The organism is Rheinheimera soli, assembly GCF_021290985.1.
GTDB lineage: Bacteria > Pseudomonadota > Gammaproteobacteria > Enterobacterales > Alteromonadaceae > Pararheinheimera > Pararheinheimera soli.
The window spans coordinates 362,701-376,490 of the sequence record NZ_JAJOYU010000001.1 but is presented as its reverse complement, the minus strand read 5'-3'; the positions used below and the strand labels follow the sequence as shown (position 1 = coordinate 376,490).

Annotated in this window: 13 protein-coding genes; 8 read left to right on the top strand and 5 right to left on the bottom strand. The window is 47.0% G+C overall.

All coding sequences use genetic code 11. From position 1 onward, the window contains the following. Position 1: 1 nt before the first annotated feature. Positions 2 to 490, top strand: coding sequence for a hypothetical protein (locus LSG37_RS01760; protein ID WP_233078142.1), 489 nt, complete (start codon positions 2 to 4; stop codon positions 488 to 490). A gap of 19 nt (positions 491 to 509) precedes the next feature. On the opposite strand, the gene LSG37_RS01755 is transcribed toward LSG37_RS01760, so the two are convergent. Then, positions 510 to 1,382, bottom strand: a complete 873-nt coding sequence (locus tag LSG37_RS01755) for a hypothetical protein (RefSeq protein WP_233078141.1) — start codon at positions 1,380 to 1,382, stop codon at positions 510 to 512. 569 nt (positions 1,383 to 1,951) lie between these two features. On the opposite strand from LSG37_RS01755, the gene LSG37_RS01750 reads away from it, so the two are divergent. After that, on the top strand, positions 1,952 to 3,067 hold the full coding sequence (locus LSG37_RS01750) for a Fic family protein (RefSeq protein ID WP_233078140.1): 1,116 nt from the start codon (positions 1,952 to 1,954) through the stop codon (positions 3,065 to 3,067). 142 nt (positions 3,068 to 3,209) lie between these two features. Here the strand turns inward: LSG37_RS01750 and LSG37_RS01745 are convergent, their stop codons facing one another. Both LSG37_RS01745 and LSG37_RS01740 read right to left on the bottom strand, forming a co-directional pair. Then, positions 3,210 to 4,250 (bottom strand): methionine synthase, encoded by a 1,041-nt coding sequence (locus tag LSG37_RS01745; RefSeq protein WP_233078139.1) that lies wholly within the window; start codon positions 4,248 to 4,250, stop codon positions 3,210 to 3,212. A 44-nt stretch (positions 4,251 to 4,294) separates the two neighbouring features. Further along, positions 4,295 to 5,299, bottom strand: coding sequence for a DUF1852 domain-containing protein (locus tag LSG37_RS01740; RefSeq protein ID WP_233078138.1), 1,005 nt, complete (start codon positions 5,297 to 5,299; stop codon positions 4,295 to 4,297). Positions 5,300 to 5,608: 309 nt separating this feature from the next. Here LSG37_RS01740 and LSG37_RS01735 point away from each other — a divergent pair, with 309 nt between their 5' ends. After that, entirely contained in the window at positions 5,609 to 6,376 is a 768-nt protein-coding gene (locus tag LSG37_RS01735; RefSeq protein WP_233078137.1) for an Atu4866 domain-containing protein, read from the top strand. A gap of 451 nt (positions 6,377 to 6,827) precedes the next feature. Further along, positions 6,828 to 7,775, top strand: coding sequence for a capsular polysaccharide export protein, LipB/KpsS family (locus LSG37_RS01730; RefSeq protein ID WP_233078136.1), 948 nt, complete (start codon positions 6,828 to 6,830; stop codon positions 7,773 to 7,775). An 87-nt stretch (positions 7,776 to 7,862) separates the two neighbouring features. Here LSG37_RS01730 and LSG37_RS01725 read toward each other — a convergent pair whose 3' ends face one another. Further along, positions 7,863 to 8,723, bottom strand: coding sequence for a delta-class carbonic anhydrase (locus LSG37_RS01725; protein WP_233078135.1), 861 nt, complete (start codon positions 8,721 to 8,723; stop codon positions 7,863 to 7,865). Between the two features lie 313 nt (positions 8,724 to 9,036). Between LSG37_RS01725 and LSG37_RS01720 the strand changes: the two genes are divergently transcribed. Genes LSG37_RS01720 through LSG37_RS01710 form a run of 3 tightly spaced genes read left to right on the top strand, consistent with a single transcriptional unit; the run spans position 9,037 to position 10,632 of the window. After that, positions 9,037 to 9,567 (top strand): helix-turn-helix domain-containing protein, encoded by a 531-nt coding sequence (locus LSG37_RS01720; protein ID WP_233078134.1) that lies wholly within the window; start codon positions 9,037 to 9,039, stop codon positions 9,565 to 9,567. Next, a complete protein-coding gene (locus LSG37_RS01715) occupies positions 9,564 to 10,292 on the top strand; it encodes an AzlC family ABC transporter permease (RefSeq protein ID WP_233078133.1) in 729 nt (242 codons plus the stop codon). The genes LSG37_RS01720 and LSG37_RS01715 overlap by 4 nt, the downstream gene beginning before the upstream one ends. Continuing rightward, positions 10,285 to 10,632, top strand: a complete 348-nt coding sequence (locus LSG37_RS01710; RefSeq protein WP_233078132.1) for an AzlD domain-containing protein — start codon at positions 10,285 to 10,287, stop codon at positions 10,630 to 10,632. The genes LSG37_RS01715 and LSG37_RS01710 overlap by 8 nt, the downstream gene beginning before the upstream one ends. 73 nt (positions 10,633 to 10,705) lie before the next feature. Here LSG37_RS01710 and ggt read toward each other — a convergent pair whose 3' ends face one another. Beyond that, the gene (gene ggt / locus LSG37_RS01705; RefSeq protein ID WP_233078131.1) at positions 10,706 to 12,397 is read right to left on the bottom strand and encodes a gamma-glutamyltransferase; all 1,692 of its coding nucleotides are present in this window, start codon (positions 12,395 to 12,397) and stop codon (positions 10,706 to 10,708) included. Between the two features lie 174 nt (positions 12,398 to 12,571). Here ggt and LSG37_RS01700 point away from each other — a divergent pair, with 174 nt between their 5' ends. Next, complete coding sequence (locus LSG37_RS01700; protein ID WP_233078130.1) at positions 12,572 to 13,561, top strand: GGDEF domain-containing protein; 990 nt, start codon at positions 12,572 to 12,574, stop codon at positions 13,559 to 13,561. Positions 13,562 to 13,790: the final 229 nt, after the last annotated feature.

Below are 13,790 nucleotides of genomic sequence, written 5' to 3'. Positions count from 1 at the left end.
TATGAACTCCTTGCTGCAAGAAGCTATTCATAACTTAAGTATCAATGATGTTTATCTCACGCATGCTCAAAGTAGCGTTGCCGCTGATTCACCTGCTAAGTATGAAAACTTTGATCAGTTTCATACTCAAACACGCTCTGCTTTGCCCGCGGTATCTGCTATTGAATTACAAAATGGCGAGCATTTTGTGCGGGTTGAGTGTGGTTATGGTTTCAGATGGGTTGAGGAAGCCGAAGGGCAGGAACCAGTGCAAAAAGCTTGTATAGAAGCCACTTTTGCCGCTGAGTATTCCATGAAAAAATTGATTTCTAACGACGCTATTGCTGAGTTTGCCAAGAAGAATGTACATCATCATGTCTGGCCTTTCTGGCGTGAGTTTTTAATGTCTCAGACAGAACGTATGAGGTTGCCTAGAGTAACAGTGCATATGTGTCAGTTTGGATTTGAACGCTTAGAAATAAAGGCTGAGCCTTCTCTGGATCAGCCTTGAGATGTGCTAGCTCAGATGGTTACTCCACATATTTTACGCAATTCAATTCGTCTACCACTATAGGCTTGCCTTGTTTTATGAAGAAGCCTCCGTAACAAGGTTTGCCTTCTTTAGCAAAATGATCGGCAATACCCCGATAAATCAGAATAGTCGGGTGTCTTTTCGATACCTCAATCAGCATATTGGATTCATCAATATAGGGTAAATCAAGAAAACCTATGTCGTCTGGCATGCCACGTGGCTCTTCATTGCCCCAGATAAATTTATCTTCATTGACTTCATCTAAACGGGCAACAGACATAACTCGCCAGTCTAAATCTCGCTCTCCTGCTGGTTCGGCATAGTTATAAAAAAGCGTCACTCTATTTATCGCAAAATTTGATTTGGCTATTTCGACTTTTTCAATAGGTGCGCCGTTATGACCTTTGTTGAATGCACTTTTTATGTATTCATCTGACATGTCCTGGAAAAAGGCAGCTATTGCATTTTCTGTACATTCCAGTTCGTCACAATTCGGGTCAACGTTGAAAAAATATGTATAAGTAAGCGGATGCCGTTTCATGTCAGTTGATATTAAAAAGCTGAGAGTAGCCAATCCTAACTGTGACCAATCCATAAAATGACTTGGAGATACCCACATACCAGTATCAGACAAGACCGCAGCAGAACTTACCAGCCCACTACCAAAAACAACATCTATAGCCGCATTAGCTGGCAGTACACTTTCTTTCTGGTATTCGGCCTTTTCTTTATTGGCTTGAACAGCTTTAAGTATTTCTTTTATTTCATATTCGGATTGTATTCTTGTGTCTATTAGCAATTTTGCGCCTTCAGACAGTTCTGTATAGGGAAGTGGGGTTGAAGCACATCCAGCCAGGATCGCCGAGAACAATACAATGCCTATCTTTTATAACATCATGCAATTGATTCCTTTTGCACCGCAGATCTTAAATGCTGCTATGTAAGTCATAATTGAAATTAAACGCGGTAAATCATTGAGTTACCAAGAATAAACTGAAATGCTTCGTTGTTCCTGATTACTGGTTTCACACTCTAGCGATGATGGCGTGTTATTGGAAACAAATTTTCATTTTCTTGGGGGCGGTTGCTTATTTATTAACCGCCTAAGCTTCAGTCAGATTGCTATGAAAAAGAGTTCGGGATGTGGCTATAGGGCTAATAGGGCTGACGTTTATGACTGAGCATTAGGTTTGTTTGATTATTTGTTGGTTAAGGCAAAATGTTGAACTTAAAAGCGTGATCTGTTACCAACCGTTTGGCTGGTTCTACTAAACCCACAAAATAAAAGCATTTATCACAGTGAGCTGCTTATTCTCACTAGCAGAAATCCCAAAATCTTATGAGTATTTACTAATCCCAACCCAATGAGGCAAATAACTTTGCTATTCGCCTCATTTTTTGATTAGATTAAGCCATCTATTTGCCTCATGGAGTCTGCTGATGTGGATTTGGCAACAATCTGACTGGCCTGCTTTTCGTTACGATCAGGATCAACTCAACCCGCTGTTGCGTGAAGTGCATTTTTTGCAGGGCTTATTGTTGGGCAGAATTGGCGGGCAGGGCGAAAGCCAATGCCAGCAGGCAACGCTAGACACTTTGCTTGCGAATATCCTGAATTCCAGCGCCATTGAAGGTGAACAACTGAATCATAGTTCGGTGCGCTCTTCACTGGCGCGTAAGTTAGGTTTGCATGAAGCCGAACCTGCTGCCACCAGCGCTAAAACCGATGGGTTGGCGAATATGCTGATGGACGCCATCATGGATGAAAATGCCCTGCAGGATAAGCCATTAACAGAGGCCAGACTGTTGCAATGGCATGCCTGGTTATTTCCTCCCGGAGCCAGTTTGTTGAAGTCCATCGCTGGTGGCTCTTGGCGCGGCGAGGAAACTATGCAAGTGGTATCAGGCCGTCTGGATAAACCTAAAGTGCATTTTGAAGCGCCGCCTAAAGCCATACTGGATCAAGAGCTTACTGCCTTTATCAACTGGTTTAATACGTCGCGTCAGGACAGCGCTTTAGATCCTTTGCTGCGCGCTGCTATCACGCATCTATGGTTTATTACTTTGCATCCGCTGGAAGATGGCAATGGCCGCATAGCGCGTTTGCTTACCGATTTGGCGCTGGCACAAGCCGAAGCGCAGTCAATCCGTTTTTATGCGATGTCGGTCGCCATACTGCAGCGCCGCCGCAGTTACTACGACATTCTGGAACAAACTCAGCGTGGTGATCTGGATATCACGCCTTGGCTATTGTGGTTTTTTGATGCACTCAAATCGGCGATAGAGCAGGTGTTACAGGATATAGAACAGAATTTAGCGAAAACCCGATTCTGGCAAAATGCCGATCATAGCCGTTTGAATAAAGAACAAATCAAAGTACTGAACCGCTTGTTGGACGGCGATTTTGCCGATGGCATCAGCGGCAGCCAATACGAAAAAGTAGCTAAAGTAAGCCGCGCCACAGCCACCCGTCACCTGGTGCAACTGGTAGAGCAGGGCTGCCTGGTGCGCACAGAAGCGGGTGGGCGCAGTACCAGATATAAAATTGCGGATTGAGGTTGTGAAAATGGGGCAGCCTGAGACTGAGGTCGACAAGAATGCACTCTGAGCTGGATGCTCAGAGTAAAAGTCATACCCCATTTAGCGCAAAGCAAGGGCAACCAAAAGGTCACCCCGCAATGTCGTATTCAACCAATTATTACCTTGCCGCCAGCTCCCGACGCACTATCTCAGCACCAGCTGTTAACGCATTCAGTTTGCCCCGTGCAATATGGCGCGGTAACGGGGCCATGCCGCAGTTGGTACAAGGGTAGAGGTGGTGCGCGTCGACAAACGGCAGGGCCTGGCGCAAAGTCGCAGCGACTTCTTCCGGCGTTTCGATGTTGTGGTTAGCGACATCTATAGCACCGACCATTACTTTTTTGCCGCGAATAAGTTCCAGCAGCTCCATTGGAACACGGGAGTTATGGCATTCCAGCGAAATAATGTCGATGCTGGATTTTTGCAGCTTAGGAAACACAGCTTCGTACTGGCGCCACTCGCTGCCCAGCGTTTGTTTCCAGTCGGTATTGGCTTTAATGCCATAGCCGTAACAAATATGCACAGCGGTTTCGCATTGCAGCTGTTTCAGGCCGTCGGCGGCTTGTTCTAAAGCGGCAATACCCCAGTCGTTTACTTCGTCAAAAAACACATTAAAAGCTGGCTCATCAAACTGGATAATGTCGACTCCGGCCTCAACCAGCTCTTTGGCTTCCTGATTCAGAATTTTGGCAAACTCAAAGGCCAGCTTTTCGCGACTTTTGTAATGTGCGTCGTACAGCGTATCAATCATGGTCATAGGGCCTGGCAGCGCCCATTTAATGCGTTGATTGGTTTGCTGGCGTAAAAATTTGGCGTCCTCCACAAAGACTGGTTTTTGCCGACTGACCGGGCCAACTACTGTAGGCACACTGGCATCGTAACGGTTGCGGATACGCACTGTTTCGCGTTTTTGAAAATCCACGCCGTCCAGATGCTCAATGAAGGTGGTGACAAAGTGTTGGCGCGATTGTTCGCCGTCACTGACGATATCAATGCCTGCCAGCTCTTGTTCATGCAGCGACAAACGCAAAGCGTCCTGTTTGCCGTCTGTTAATTCCTGATCCTGCAATTTCCACGGCGACCATAAGGTTTCAGGTTGGGCCAGCCATGAAGGTTTAGGTAAGCTGCCGGCCGTTGATGTTGGAAGTAATTTATTCATTAATAGGTCGCTCTTTGGTTCAATTGAATTCATTGCCGGGTTTACTATTGTTGTGCTGTTTTGCCAGCAGTGCTTTGTTCCAGCACACGGCTTAACAGCGCCTGGTGCGGCTTGATAAAGTGCTCGTGCGCAAACTTGCCTTGTTCTACCGCTAATCGGCTGCGCTCTTCTCTGTCGTATACAATGTCTGTTAATGCGTGATCGCGGTTTTTTAAATTCGGCTGATAACGCTCTCCGGCCGCGGCATGGGCATTGTAAATTTCAGGCCGGTAAATGCGCTGAAAGGTTTCCATGGTACTGATGGTGCTTGCCAGCTCCAGATTGCTGTAGTCATTCAGCAAATCGCCAAAGAAGTAAAACGCCAAAGGTGCGGTACTGCCAGCAGGCATAAAGTAGCGAACTTCTAAGCCCATTTTTTTGAAGTATTGCTCTGTTAATGAGGTTTCATTTGGCTGGTATTCAACCCCTAACACTGGATGCTGATTGTCTGTGCGCTGATAGGTTTTGTTGTCTGACACACTCAGGCAGATCACCGGTGGTTTGTGAAAGTGTTGCTGGTAAGCTTCTGAATTCACAAAGTATTGGAAGAGTTTGCCATGCAGATCACCAAACTGGTCCGGAATGCTGAAGCTAGGCTGGTTTTTGTTATGTTCCGGCAGCACCAGGCTGAAATCATAATCCCGCACATAAGAGGAAAAGTTATTGCCAACAATGCCTTCAATGCGCTGGTTGGTTTTGCTGTCGATAATAGTGGTCTTTAATACTTCAATGGCCGGGAAGTTATGGTCATTGCTCTCGCTGGTGTCTTCTATCTGGATAGCTACAGAAATAATATCCAACTGCACCGAATAACGATCTGAGTTTGGGTTATCCCAAAACACCAGGCTATTAAAACGGTTGTTGATCATGGCTAAGGTGTTGCGAAGATTCTGCTGACGGCGCTCACCACGAGCTAAATTGGCAAAGTTGGTGGTGATACGGGTGTTGTCTGCCGGCTGATAATTTTCATCAAAACCAATGCTTTTGATGCTGAATTTGAAGTTGTTCATGCTATCTGCTCTCTCATTCGCTGCTATGCGGCTTAAACGCTCATTAAGAAGTCTGGACGTCTAAAATCTATGTGTCTGTTATACGCGGATGGCTGGATGAAGAAAAATGGTTTTATTTCATCTGCTGTATGAAGGATCTTCATGTTGGGGTTGGAGTGCGGTTATAGCTGCTATCCACCGGACAATAATGCAAGAATTCTGGAGGATCTTTCTATCGCCATTGATTCTGCCTGAGCCAGAGTAGTGCTGAACAAAAAAGACCAGGCAACAGCTGGTCTGTAGCACTAACTAGCAACAGGAGAAATCACTATGACAGTACCAAGCCGCTTGTTTAGCAGCATGCTATTGGTTTTAGCCATGATGAGCAGTTTTTTTGCACAGGCCAGTTCGGATAAGGCCGCTGCAGAGAAAAACAAAGCCTTTATTAGTCAGGCATTTGCGAAGTGGGTCGCTGGTGGCAGTACATTTTTTCAGGATGTGCTGTCAGAGGATGTGGTGTGGACTATTAAAGGCACCAGCCCAGCAGCAGGCACTTACAAAGGCCGCGCTGTGTTTATTGAGCAGGCCGTTGCGCCATTCGCCGACCGTCTTTCTTCCTTCGTCAAACCAAAAGTGAACGACATTTGGGCTGATGGCAATGATGTGGTTGTGTATTGGGATGGATCAGCTGTTGCCGTGGACGGTAAGCCCTATAACAACAGCTTTGTCTGGATTTTCCGGATGCAGGATCTGCGTGCCACTGAAGTGATAGCTTTTCTCGATTTAACTCAATACGACGATGTAATTAATCGCATTCCGCTTGCAAAAACTGTTGCTACAGAAGGAGATAAACCAATGAAGGCACAACCCCCTTATGTCGGTATGTGGGTCACAGCCGATGGCCGGATCCGTCAGGAACTGCTGGCTAGTGGCCGCTACGACGAGGCCCGTGGAAACAAAGAAAGTGCTTATCAGGGGCGCTACGAAGTCAAAGGTAATCAGATTGATTATTGGGATGACACAGGCTTTACCGCAGACGGTGTCTTTGTGGATGAAAACACCTTACATCACGGTGGCATGATCTTTTATCGCCGGTAGTAGTCATAGCTGTCATTGCTTTTTTAATGCGGTGAAAGCAGTTTAATTTTGTAGGTGAGGCGAATAACTCTGCTATTCGCCTCACTTTTTGATGAGATTAAGTCATCTATTGACCTGATTTGCGAACCCTCTGACGTGCCAACCTTTAGTTACCGTCAAAACCATCAAAACCAACTGAACCCGCAGTTGACTTTGCACTACAGCGACCCCTTTAGCGCTGGTTTTTCAGTTATTTTTTCCGCTCGATTGGTTCAATGTCACAGAAACAGCGTAAACAAAATATAGTTGGTTTATGCCCCTGGTTTTTGTTCTGTTGTTGGACATATTTATGGCTCGCCATAGCTACTGCCATACAGAGCGTTCAATCAAAGTAGTGGCTTACTTTTGAACCTTGAACAGACGCCAGGGGATGTATTTTTGAAAATAATGAAGCAAAGGTATGTCGTGCAAGATGGTTCAATCTAACGCAATGTCTATCGATGAAAGTACGGTGTCGGCGAGTATTTCTCCGTGTAATAGTGCTTTTTATCAAACTCAGCCAGAACAACCTTATGTGGTTCTTTTTACGCTTAATCCTGTGGAGCAAGTACCGATTTGGCTCTGTGCTCTTGCAGACTGGTTTCAAAAATACGGTATCAGTCTGGTGTACCGACACCCGTTGCAGTCGTTGCCTGTTGAGTTTTTTCAACGAAGTTTGGGTACTCTGTTGTGGAGTGGCTCTGTGCCTGCATTTGATCCATTAAAACAGTTTTTGCGCAGTCATGGCCTTAAGTTCAGTTTTGTTGAATGCGGCTTTTTCCCGCAAACTCAGCACATTTACTTCGACAGACAGGGTATTAACGTCGATTCCAGCCTAGCAGCCAATGATCTGAACTGGTTGCCAAAAGATGTCACTCCGATTTTGCAGCACAAACGTGCTGTGTTTTTTCAGGATGTCGCTACCTATTCTGGCCAGCAAGACTATATTTTTGTGCCCTTGCAGCTTGCTCAGGATTCAAATGTTCAATTAAATTCACGTTTTGTGAATGGCATGCAAGAGTTTATCGACCACATCGAATCACTTTACCCTGATGAGACCTTAGTCTTTAAGCGACATCCGCGTGATAGCACCAACTATCAGCTGAGATCCTGTCGTAGTTACTGGTCTGTAGACTGTTCCCGAGCCTTGATCAAAGGGGCGACCAAGGTGCATGGCATCAATTCCACCGTATTATTTGAGGCCGAGTTGTATGGCGCACAAACCGTCATTGAGGGGGATTGTTTATTAACCCGGCATGCAGATAGAAAAACCGAATTACTCAGTGCGCTGATGTTGTGGCAATTTGATGTAAGGCAACAGGACTTTTCACTTGAAAAGATTGCCCAGCGCAGTTACCTGGCGCTGGATCATTACCTTTGATAACTGTTAGAAGTAAAAAGAGCTTTAGGGGAAAACGACAGATAAAGCTGTGACCGGAGCGGATCTGGCCACAGCGTGGATCAGTGATTAGTCATCAATTTTTGATAATAAATCCGGGTTGGTCACCAGATTACGTACTGCGTGAGCTTCGGATTCTTTAAATGGGTTGGCCTTACACCAGGCGCCCACTGTGGCAATATTCACCTTGGCCACTTTAGGACGAACGCCCCAGGTGACCTGAAAAGGCGAAGCTACTTCATTGTAATCCGGGCCTGTGGTTGAGCCTGCATACTCCACTGGATCGCCTGTATCATCTGGAATATTCAACGCCTGATGGTAGTCGTCGTCCATGCCAACTGCCGCCAGTTTGGTGAAATCCAGCGCTTTGCTGTCGTTCACCAGCACAAATACCTGAGCTTCCACCCGCAGTTCCGGGTTTTTAATAGCTTCGCTCATACAGGAGTTTAAGGTAGCTCCCGGCGTGGCCATGGCGCTGGTATGCACATAATGCACTTCAATGGTGTCGCCTGAATGCAAGCTGCCATGCTCACCAGCACAGATAGGCTCTTTGACTGGAGTTAACTCTGCTTTGCTGAGTTTGCCATTGTATTTATAACCCGAGCCCATGCCTTTGCCATCGCCATTACCGGCATAAGTAGTGAACTCGCCACCTTTGTGTTCGGCACTGACGTGCATATGAATATTGCACAGGTTCATACGCTCGTACGACGGTGCCAGTGCAAATATGCGCCGATCACTGCCGGTTTTGACATCGATATCGCGCGGGGATTGCGGGCCATAACCTTTGCCTTTGGTCGCAGCTGCCAGTTTGGCATTCTGCTGCGCGATCACTTCATCGCTGACGGCATGATGTGACGCTTCAGCAGAGTGAAGATCACTACAGACAACAGCGGAAAATAACAGACAAGACAAAAAAGATAGTTTCATAACATGTCCTTGGTAAGTGGTTTTGCCGGGCTCAATGCGCCACTACATATCAGGGTAATATGAGTGCTTTGCCAAACCGATACACTGTAGACGAAGCCCACTGTTTTGCCACTTTTTCTGGCTGATTATGTCGCTGATTGGACGCATCTTTTTGGAGTAAAAAGTTGTAGTAAAAAGTTGGGTTCAGGCGCTGTGTTTTACTTCAGGTGATAACCCGAACTAACCAGGCTTATCGGCAATCCATTGATAAGCCATTGACAAGAACGTGTTCTTTATATAGAACGTTCCATATAAAGAACGATTTGGAACTGTGATGGATAAACCTACTCTTGATACGCTGGGGCGCCATATTCAAAGTTTGCGCCTTGCCCGCGGTTTGTCTTTGTCGCAGCTGGCGGCTGATGCCGGTATTGCGAAGTCTAATCTGTCCAGGCTGGAGCAGGGCAATGGCAATCCAACGCTGGATACCATCTGGCGCTTGTCTTTGCAGCTGCAGGTGCCTTTTGGCAATTTGATAGCGCCTGTCAGCGCTTTAGTAGGGGAGAGTGGAGTTCAGGTGCGGCTGATTGATCAGGGCAAAGACAATCCTCCTGTCGATGCCTACTGGATGTCTTGTGCGCCTTTTACAGAACGTAAAGCGGAGGCTCATGCCGCAGGCACTGTGGAGTCTATTACTTTGATCAGCGGTCAGCTTGAAGTGGGTATTGAAGGCGATAGCAAAACTTTAACTGCAGGACAAAGCCATAGCTTTTCTGCTGACGAGCCGCATTTGTATCGCACTGGCGAAAGCTGGGCGACAGCGCTTTTGACCATTGTGTATCAGCAAAGTGGGGAGGGGGTATGAGTTCAGTTGACCTGTCAAAAAGCTCAGCCTGGCAACAAGGTGCCCGCGATGCGTTGCCGCTACTGGGTGGTTATATTCCGGTGGCCATTTCTTTTGGTTTGATTGCAGTGCAATCGGGTTTCAGTGCGCTGGAAACTGTGCTTATTTCAGCTCTGATCTATGCTGGTGCCTCGCAGTTTTTGTTTATCGCTATGGTCGCTTCTGGCGCGCCGCTGTGGCTGGTGCTGGTAATGACCTTGCTGATCAATGCCCGGCATCTTGTGTACGGGCCTAATATTGCGCCTTATTTATCAAACAGCCGCTGGTGGCCAGTGCTGATGCATGGTTTAACCGATCAGATTTTTGCTTTGGCTCATACAAGACTGCCGCAACTAGAAGAAAAAGATCGAATGGGCTGGTACATCAGTGCTGCTTTAATTGCATGGGGAAGCTGGATTATTGGCACAGCAGTGGGTGCTATCGCAGGGGCGGAAATTACCAGTCGCTGGCCTTTATTGGGCGAAGTGATGCCCTTTGCGTTGCCGGCGCTATTTTTAGTGTTATTGGCACCGCGTTTTACCTCTGTGCAGTGGACCTTAACCATGATCGTCACCATAGTGGCAGCCCTGGTGCTGAAGCTGATGGGCATGACCAATTCCGCTATTCCACTGGCGGCATTATGTGGTGTGTCGCTGTTTTATCTGGTGCAGGCCAAACTAAAAGCAGAGGGAAAAATCCATGGATAACTCGCTTTGGTTATTAATGCTGGCCTGCGCTGTGGGTACCTTTTTACTGCGGGCTTTACCTTTGATCTGGATGCGGCGGCATTTGGTGCGTCGCAGTCTCAGCAATACCACAGAAGCTATGCCAGTCTGGCTGACAGTGCTGGCGCCAACCATGATAGCCGCTATGTTTGGTGTGTCGCTGGTTCCTGCGCATCCGGGCATGAGCTCCTGGCTAGCAACTCTGCTGGGAGGACTTTGCACTATTCTGGTCTGGCGGCGCACCCGATCTTTAGGCTGGCCTGTCTGCATAGGTGTGGCTGTGTATGGCGTGGTGGTGGTTTTGTTAAAGATGATAGGCTGAATCAAACTTCAGGGGCGGCTTTATCCCGCCCCGAGAATGTTAAATCCCACTCTACTACTCAATACTACTCAACTTAATATTCAATGACCTTCGCCACACCCCGTGAACGTGGATCTGCTGCGGCTTTTACTTGTTCTGCTGAGACCTGTATCGCTTGTACATCACCTAAATTCCAGCCTTGGGTATGTAGTCTGTAGCCTTTTTTCGTCAGCTCTTGTTGTACTTCAACTGCCAGTGGGGCGTAAGGCTCCATGGTGATTTGATCTTTGGGCAATAACTGGTGATGGAAACGCGGTGCCGCGACGGCGTTTTGTAGTGGCATATCAAAGTCGAACAGGTTGGTAATCACCTGAAAAATAGAGGTGATGATAGTCGAACCACCCGGAGTGCCAACCACCAACTGCACTTTGTTGTCCTGCACCAAAATACTGGGCGTCATGGACGACAGCATACGTTTGCCGGGGGCTATTGCATTGGCATCGTTGCCGACTACCCCAAAAACGTTGGGTACACCAGGTTTGGAAGAGAAATCATCCATTTCGTTATTCAATAAAAAGCCTGCGCCTTGCACTACTACGCCACTGCCAAAATCCAGATTCAGCGTATAGGTGTTTGATACCGCATTGCCGTGCTTATCCAAAATAGAGAAGTGAGTGGTGTGATAGCCCTCAAGGCCTGGCTTGATAGCTTTAGTTTCTGAGATAGCTAAAGGATTGATTTCTTTAGCACGTTTATCGAGGTACTTGCTGTCGAGCAATTGCTGCTGCGGCACTGTGACAAAAGCCGGATCACCCAAATATTCTGCCCGGTCAGCATAAACCCGTTTTTCCAGCTCTGCTATTAAGTGCACATACTGGCTGCTGTTGTGTTGTACGTTGGTAAAATCGCTGCTACGGCGCTGTTTTAAACCTAATAATTGTGCCAGCGCTATGCCGCCTGAACTTGGTGGCGGCGCACTAATGAGTTGTTTGTCGCGCCATGGAGTCACTAAAGCCTCGCGCCAGCCGGCGCGGTAAGCGGCTAAATCCTCCATAGTGATTAAGCCTTTGCCACGTTGCATTTCTGCTACTAACAGCTCTGCAGTTTTGCCTTTGTAAAAATCGTCAGGGCCTTGTACTGCGATGCGTTTTAAGGTTTCAGCCAGTTCAGGTTGTTTGAAGTTTTCGCCTGCTTTCATTGCAGCAAAATACTGCGCGAAGTTGGTTTTGCCGTCCAATTGCTGTAATAAATCGGCGCGGTATTGATACTGGTTTTCCGCCACAGTAAAACCCGTACTGGCGTAGTGAATAGCCGGAGCTACTAAGTCTTGCCATGGCAGGGAGCCAAACTTTTTATGCGCCAGCCATAATCCCATCACAGTGCCTGGCACACCGCTGGCCTTATGGCCTATTAAGCTTAAGTTTTCAATCACCTGCTTGTCGGCATTTAAATACATATCCCTATGAGCTGCTGCTGGTGCTGTTTCGCGATAATCGAGGAAATAAGGTTTTCCGTCAAACCAGACCAGCATAAAACCACCACCGCCTATGTTACCGGCTTCGGGGTAAGTTACGGCCAGAGTAAAAGCTGTGGCTATGGCCGCATCTACCGCATTACCGCCTTTTCGCAGTATTTGCTCAGCCACCAAAGCACCGTATTGATCAGGGGAGGCGACAGCGCCACTTTTTATGCTTTGGGTTTGGGCGGTTGTTTCTGCTGCTTGTAAAGGGCTAAAAAATATCGATAACGACAGCAGTAACACTGCAGAAAAAAAGCGGTAAGCCATAACTAACTCCTTGATGTTTATTTACTGTTCTATCCTTTAATGCGTCTGATGACAAGAATTTCTATCAATTAACAGGCTGAGCAGAAGGCAGGCTTAGCACGCTGAAATTAGCACTACTATATTCATTTATGGTAATGTTCAGTTGTTTCATTTTTATCAGTTGGTTGATTTACCATGAACTCTATTTCTGCTGATACTGCTGTTTCAGAAAGGCAAATAAACTCTGTTGCTTTGATAGACGAAAACTATAGCTATCAGGCCATTAAAACCATTTTGAATAGTCTGGATGCGCTGGTGTATGTGTCTGATTTGCATACTTATGATCTGTTGTATATCAATGATTATGGGGTTGCGGAGTGGGGGCCTGTCGCAGACAAGAAGTGTTATCAGGTACTGCAGGCTGGGCAGGACTCGCCTTGTCATTTTTGCACTAACCACAAGTTACTTGATGCTGACGGAAAGCCATCCGGCGTTCATGTCTGGGAGTTTCAGAACACCTTAAATGGTCGCTGGTACCAGTGTCGCGATCAGGCCATTTCTTGGGTAGATGGTCGTTTGGTGCGTATTGAAATAGCCACAGATATTACTGATCGCAAGCATATGGAACAGCAGTTGGCGGATGCCAAAGCATTGGCTGAACGACAAGCCAATACGGACGAACTGACTCAGCTGTATAACAGAAGAGCCTTTTTTAACCTGAGCCGACAAGTGCTTCTTCAGGCGCATCGTGGCGGGCAAGATTGTGCGGTGGTGATGTTTGATTTAGACCATTTTAAGCAGGTCAACGATCAGTGGAACCACGCCGCAGGTGATGCTGTATTGGTTAGCCTTTCTGCCTTGGCCCTGCGCATAGTACGGGCTTCTGACATTTTGGCCCGGGTTGGCGGAGAAGAGTTTGCAATAGTGTTACCTGAGACAAACGAAGAGCAGGCCTTGCAATTGGCAGAGCGCCTGCGTGTCGGCTTTGAGCAACACAAAATAGTGATTGAAGGCGGTGAAATCAGTTGCACCGCCAGTTTTGGTATTGCCTGTGCCAACTTCGCTGAACTGACAACTGAATGTGAACCACAAATTATGCTGGAAAACTTACTGCACAAAGCCGATCAAGCCATGATGCAGGCTAAAGTTTCTGGTCGTAATAGAGTGTATGCATGGGCAGAGTGAGATACCAATGAGCTGCGCCCCGGGTTTTTGGCACTGTTTTGTTGTCCAGTTCAAAGGCCCTTTCACCGAAGCGGCTACTGATTGCCATTTTTAGTGCAACTAAAGCCAAGGAGCCGAAAGCAAAGAAAAGGAGTTATGGAAGGATTTGTATGGTCATCAGACGAGAGTATTGAGATCCTTGTTTTGATCCAACAACACCATACTTAAGAACGGGGCTTGCTCTACCCAC

Bases quoted from the DNA above. Each gene is read 5' to 3' on its own strand.
- LSG37_RS01760 (WP_233078142.1), top strand. From the start codon at position 2: ATGAACTCCTTGCTGCAAGAAGCTATTCATAACTTAAGTATCAATGAT.
- LSG37_RS01750 (WP_233078140.1), top strand. From the start codon at position 1,952: ATGTGGATTTGGCAACAATCTGACTGGCCTGCTTTTCGTTACGATCAG.
- LSG37_RS01745 (WP_233078139.1), bottom strand. From the start codon at position 4,250: ATGAATAAATTACTTCCAACATCAACGGCCGGCAGCTTACCTAAACCT.
- LSG37_RS01740 (WP_233078138.1), bottom strand. From the start codon at position 5,299: ATGAACAACTTCAAATTCAGCATCAAAAGCATTGGTTTTGATGAAAAT.
- LSG37_RS01735 (WP_233078137.1), top strand. From the start codon at position 5,609: ATGACAGTACCAAGCCGCTTGTTTAGCAGCATGCTATTGGTTTTAGCC.
- LSG37_RS01730 (WP_233078136.1), top strand. From the start codon at position 6,828: ATGGTTCAATCTAACGCAATGTCTATCGATGAAAGTACGGTGTCGGCG.
- LSG37_RS01725 (WP_233078135.1), bottom strand. From the start codon at position 8,723: ATGAAACTATCTTTTTTGTCTTGTCTGTTATTTTCCGCTGTTGTCTGT.
- LSG37_RS01720 (WP_233078134.1), top strand. From the start codon at position 9,037: ATGGATAAACCTACTCTTGATACGCTGGGGCGCCATATTCAAAGTTTG.
- LSG37_RS01715 (WP_233078133.1), top strand. From the start codon at position 9,564: ATGAGTTCAGTTGACCTGTCAAAAAGCTCAGCCTGGCAACAAGGTGCC.
- LSG37_RS01710 (WP_233078132.1), top strand. From the start codon at position 10,285: ATGGATAACTCGCTTTGGTTATTAATGCTGGCCTGCGCTGTGGGTACC.
- ggt (WP_233078131.1), bottom strand. From the start codon at position 12,397: ATGGCTTACCGCTTTTTTTCTGCAGTGTTACTGCTGTCGTTATCGATA.
- LSG37_RS01700 (WP_233078130.1), top strand. From the start codon at position 12,572: ATGAACTCTATTTCTGCTGATACTGCTGTTTCAGAAAGGCAAATAAAC.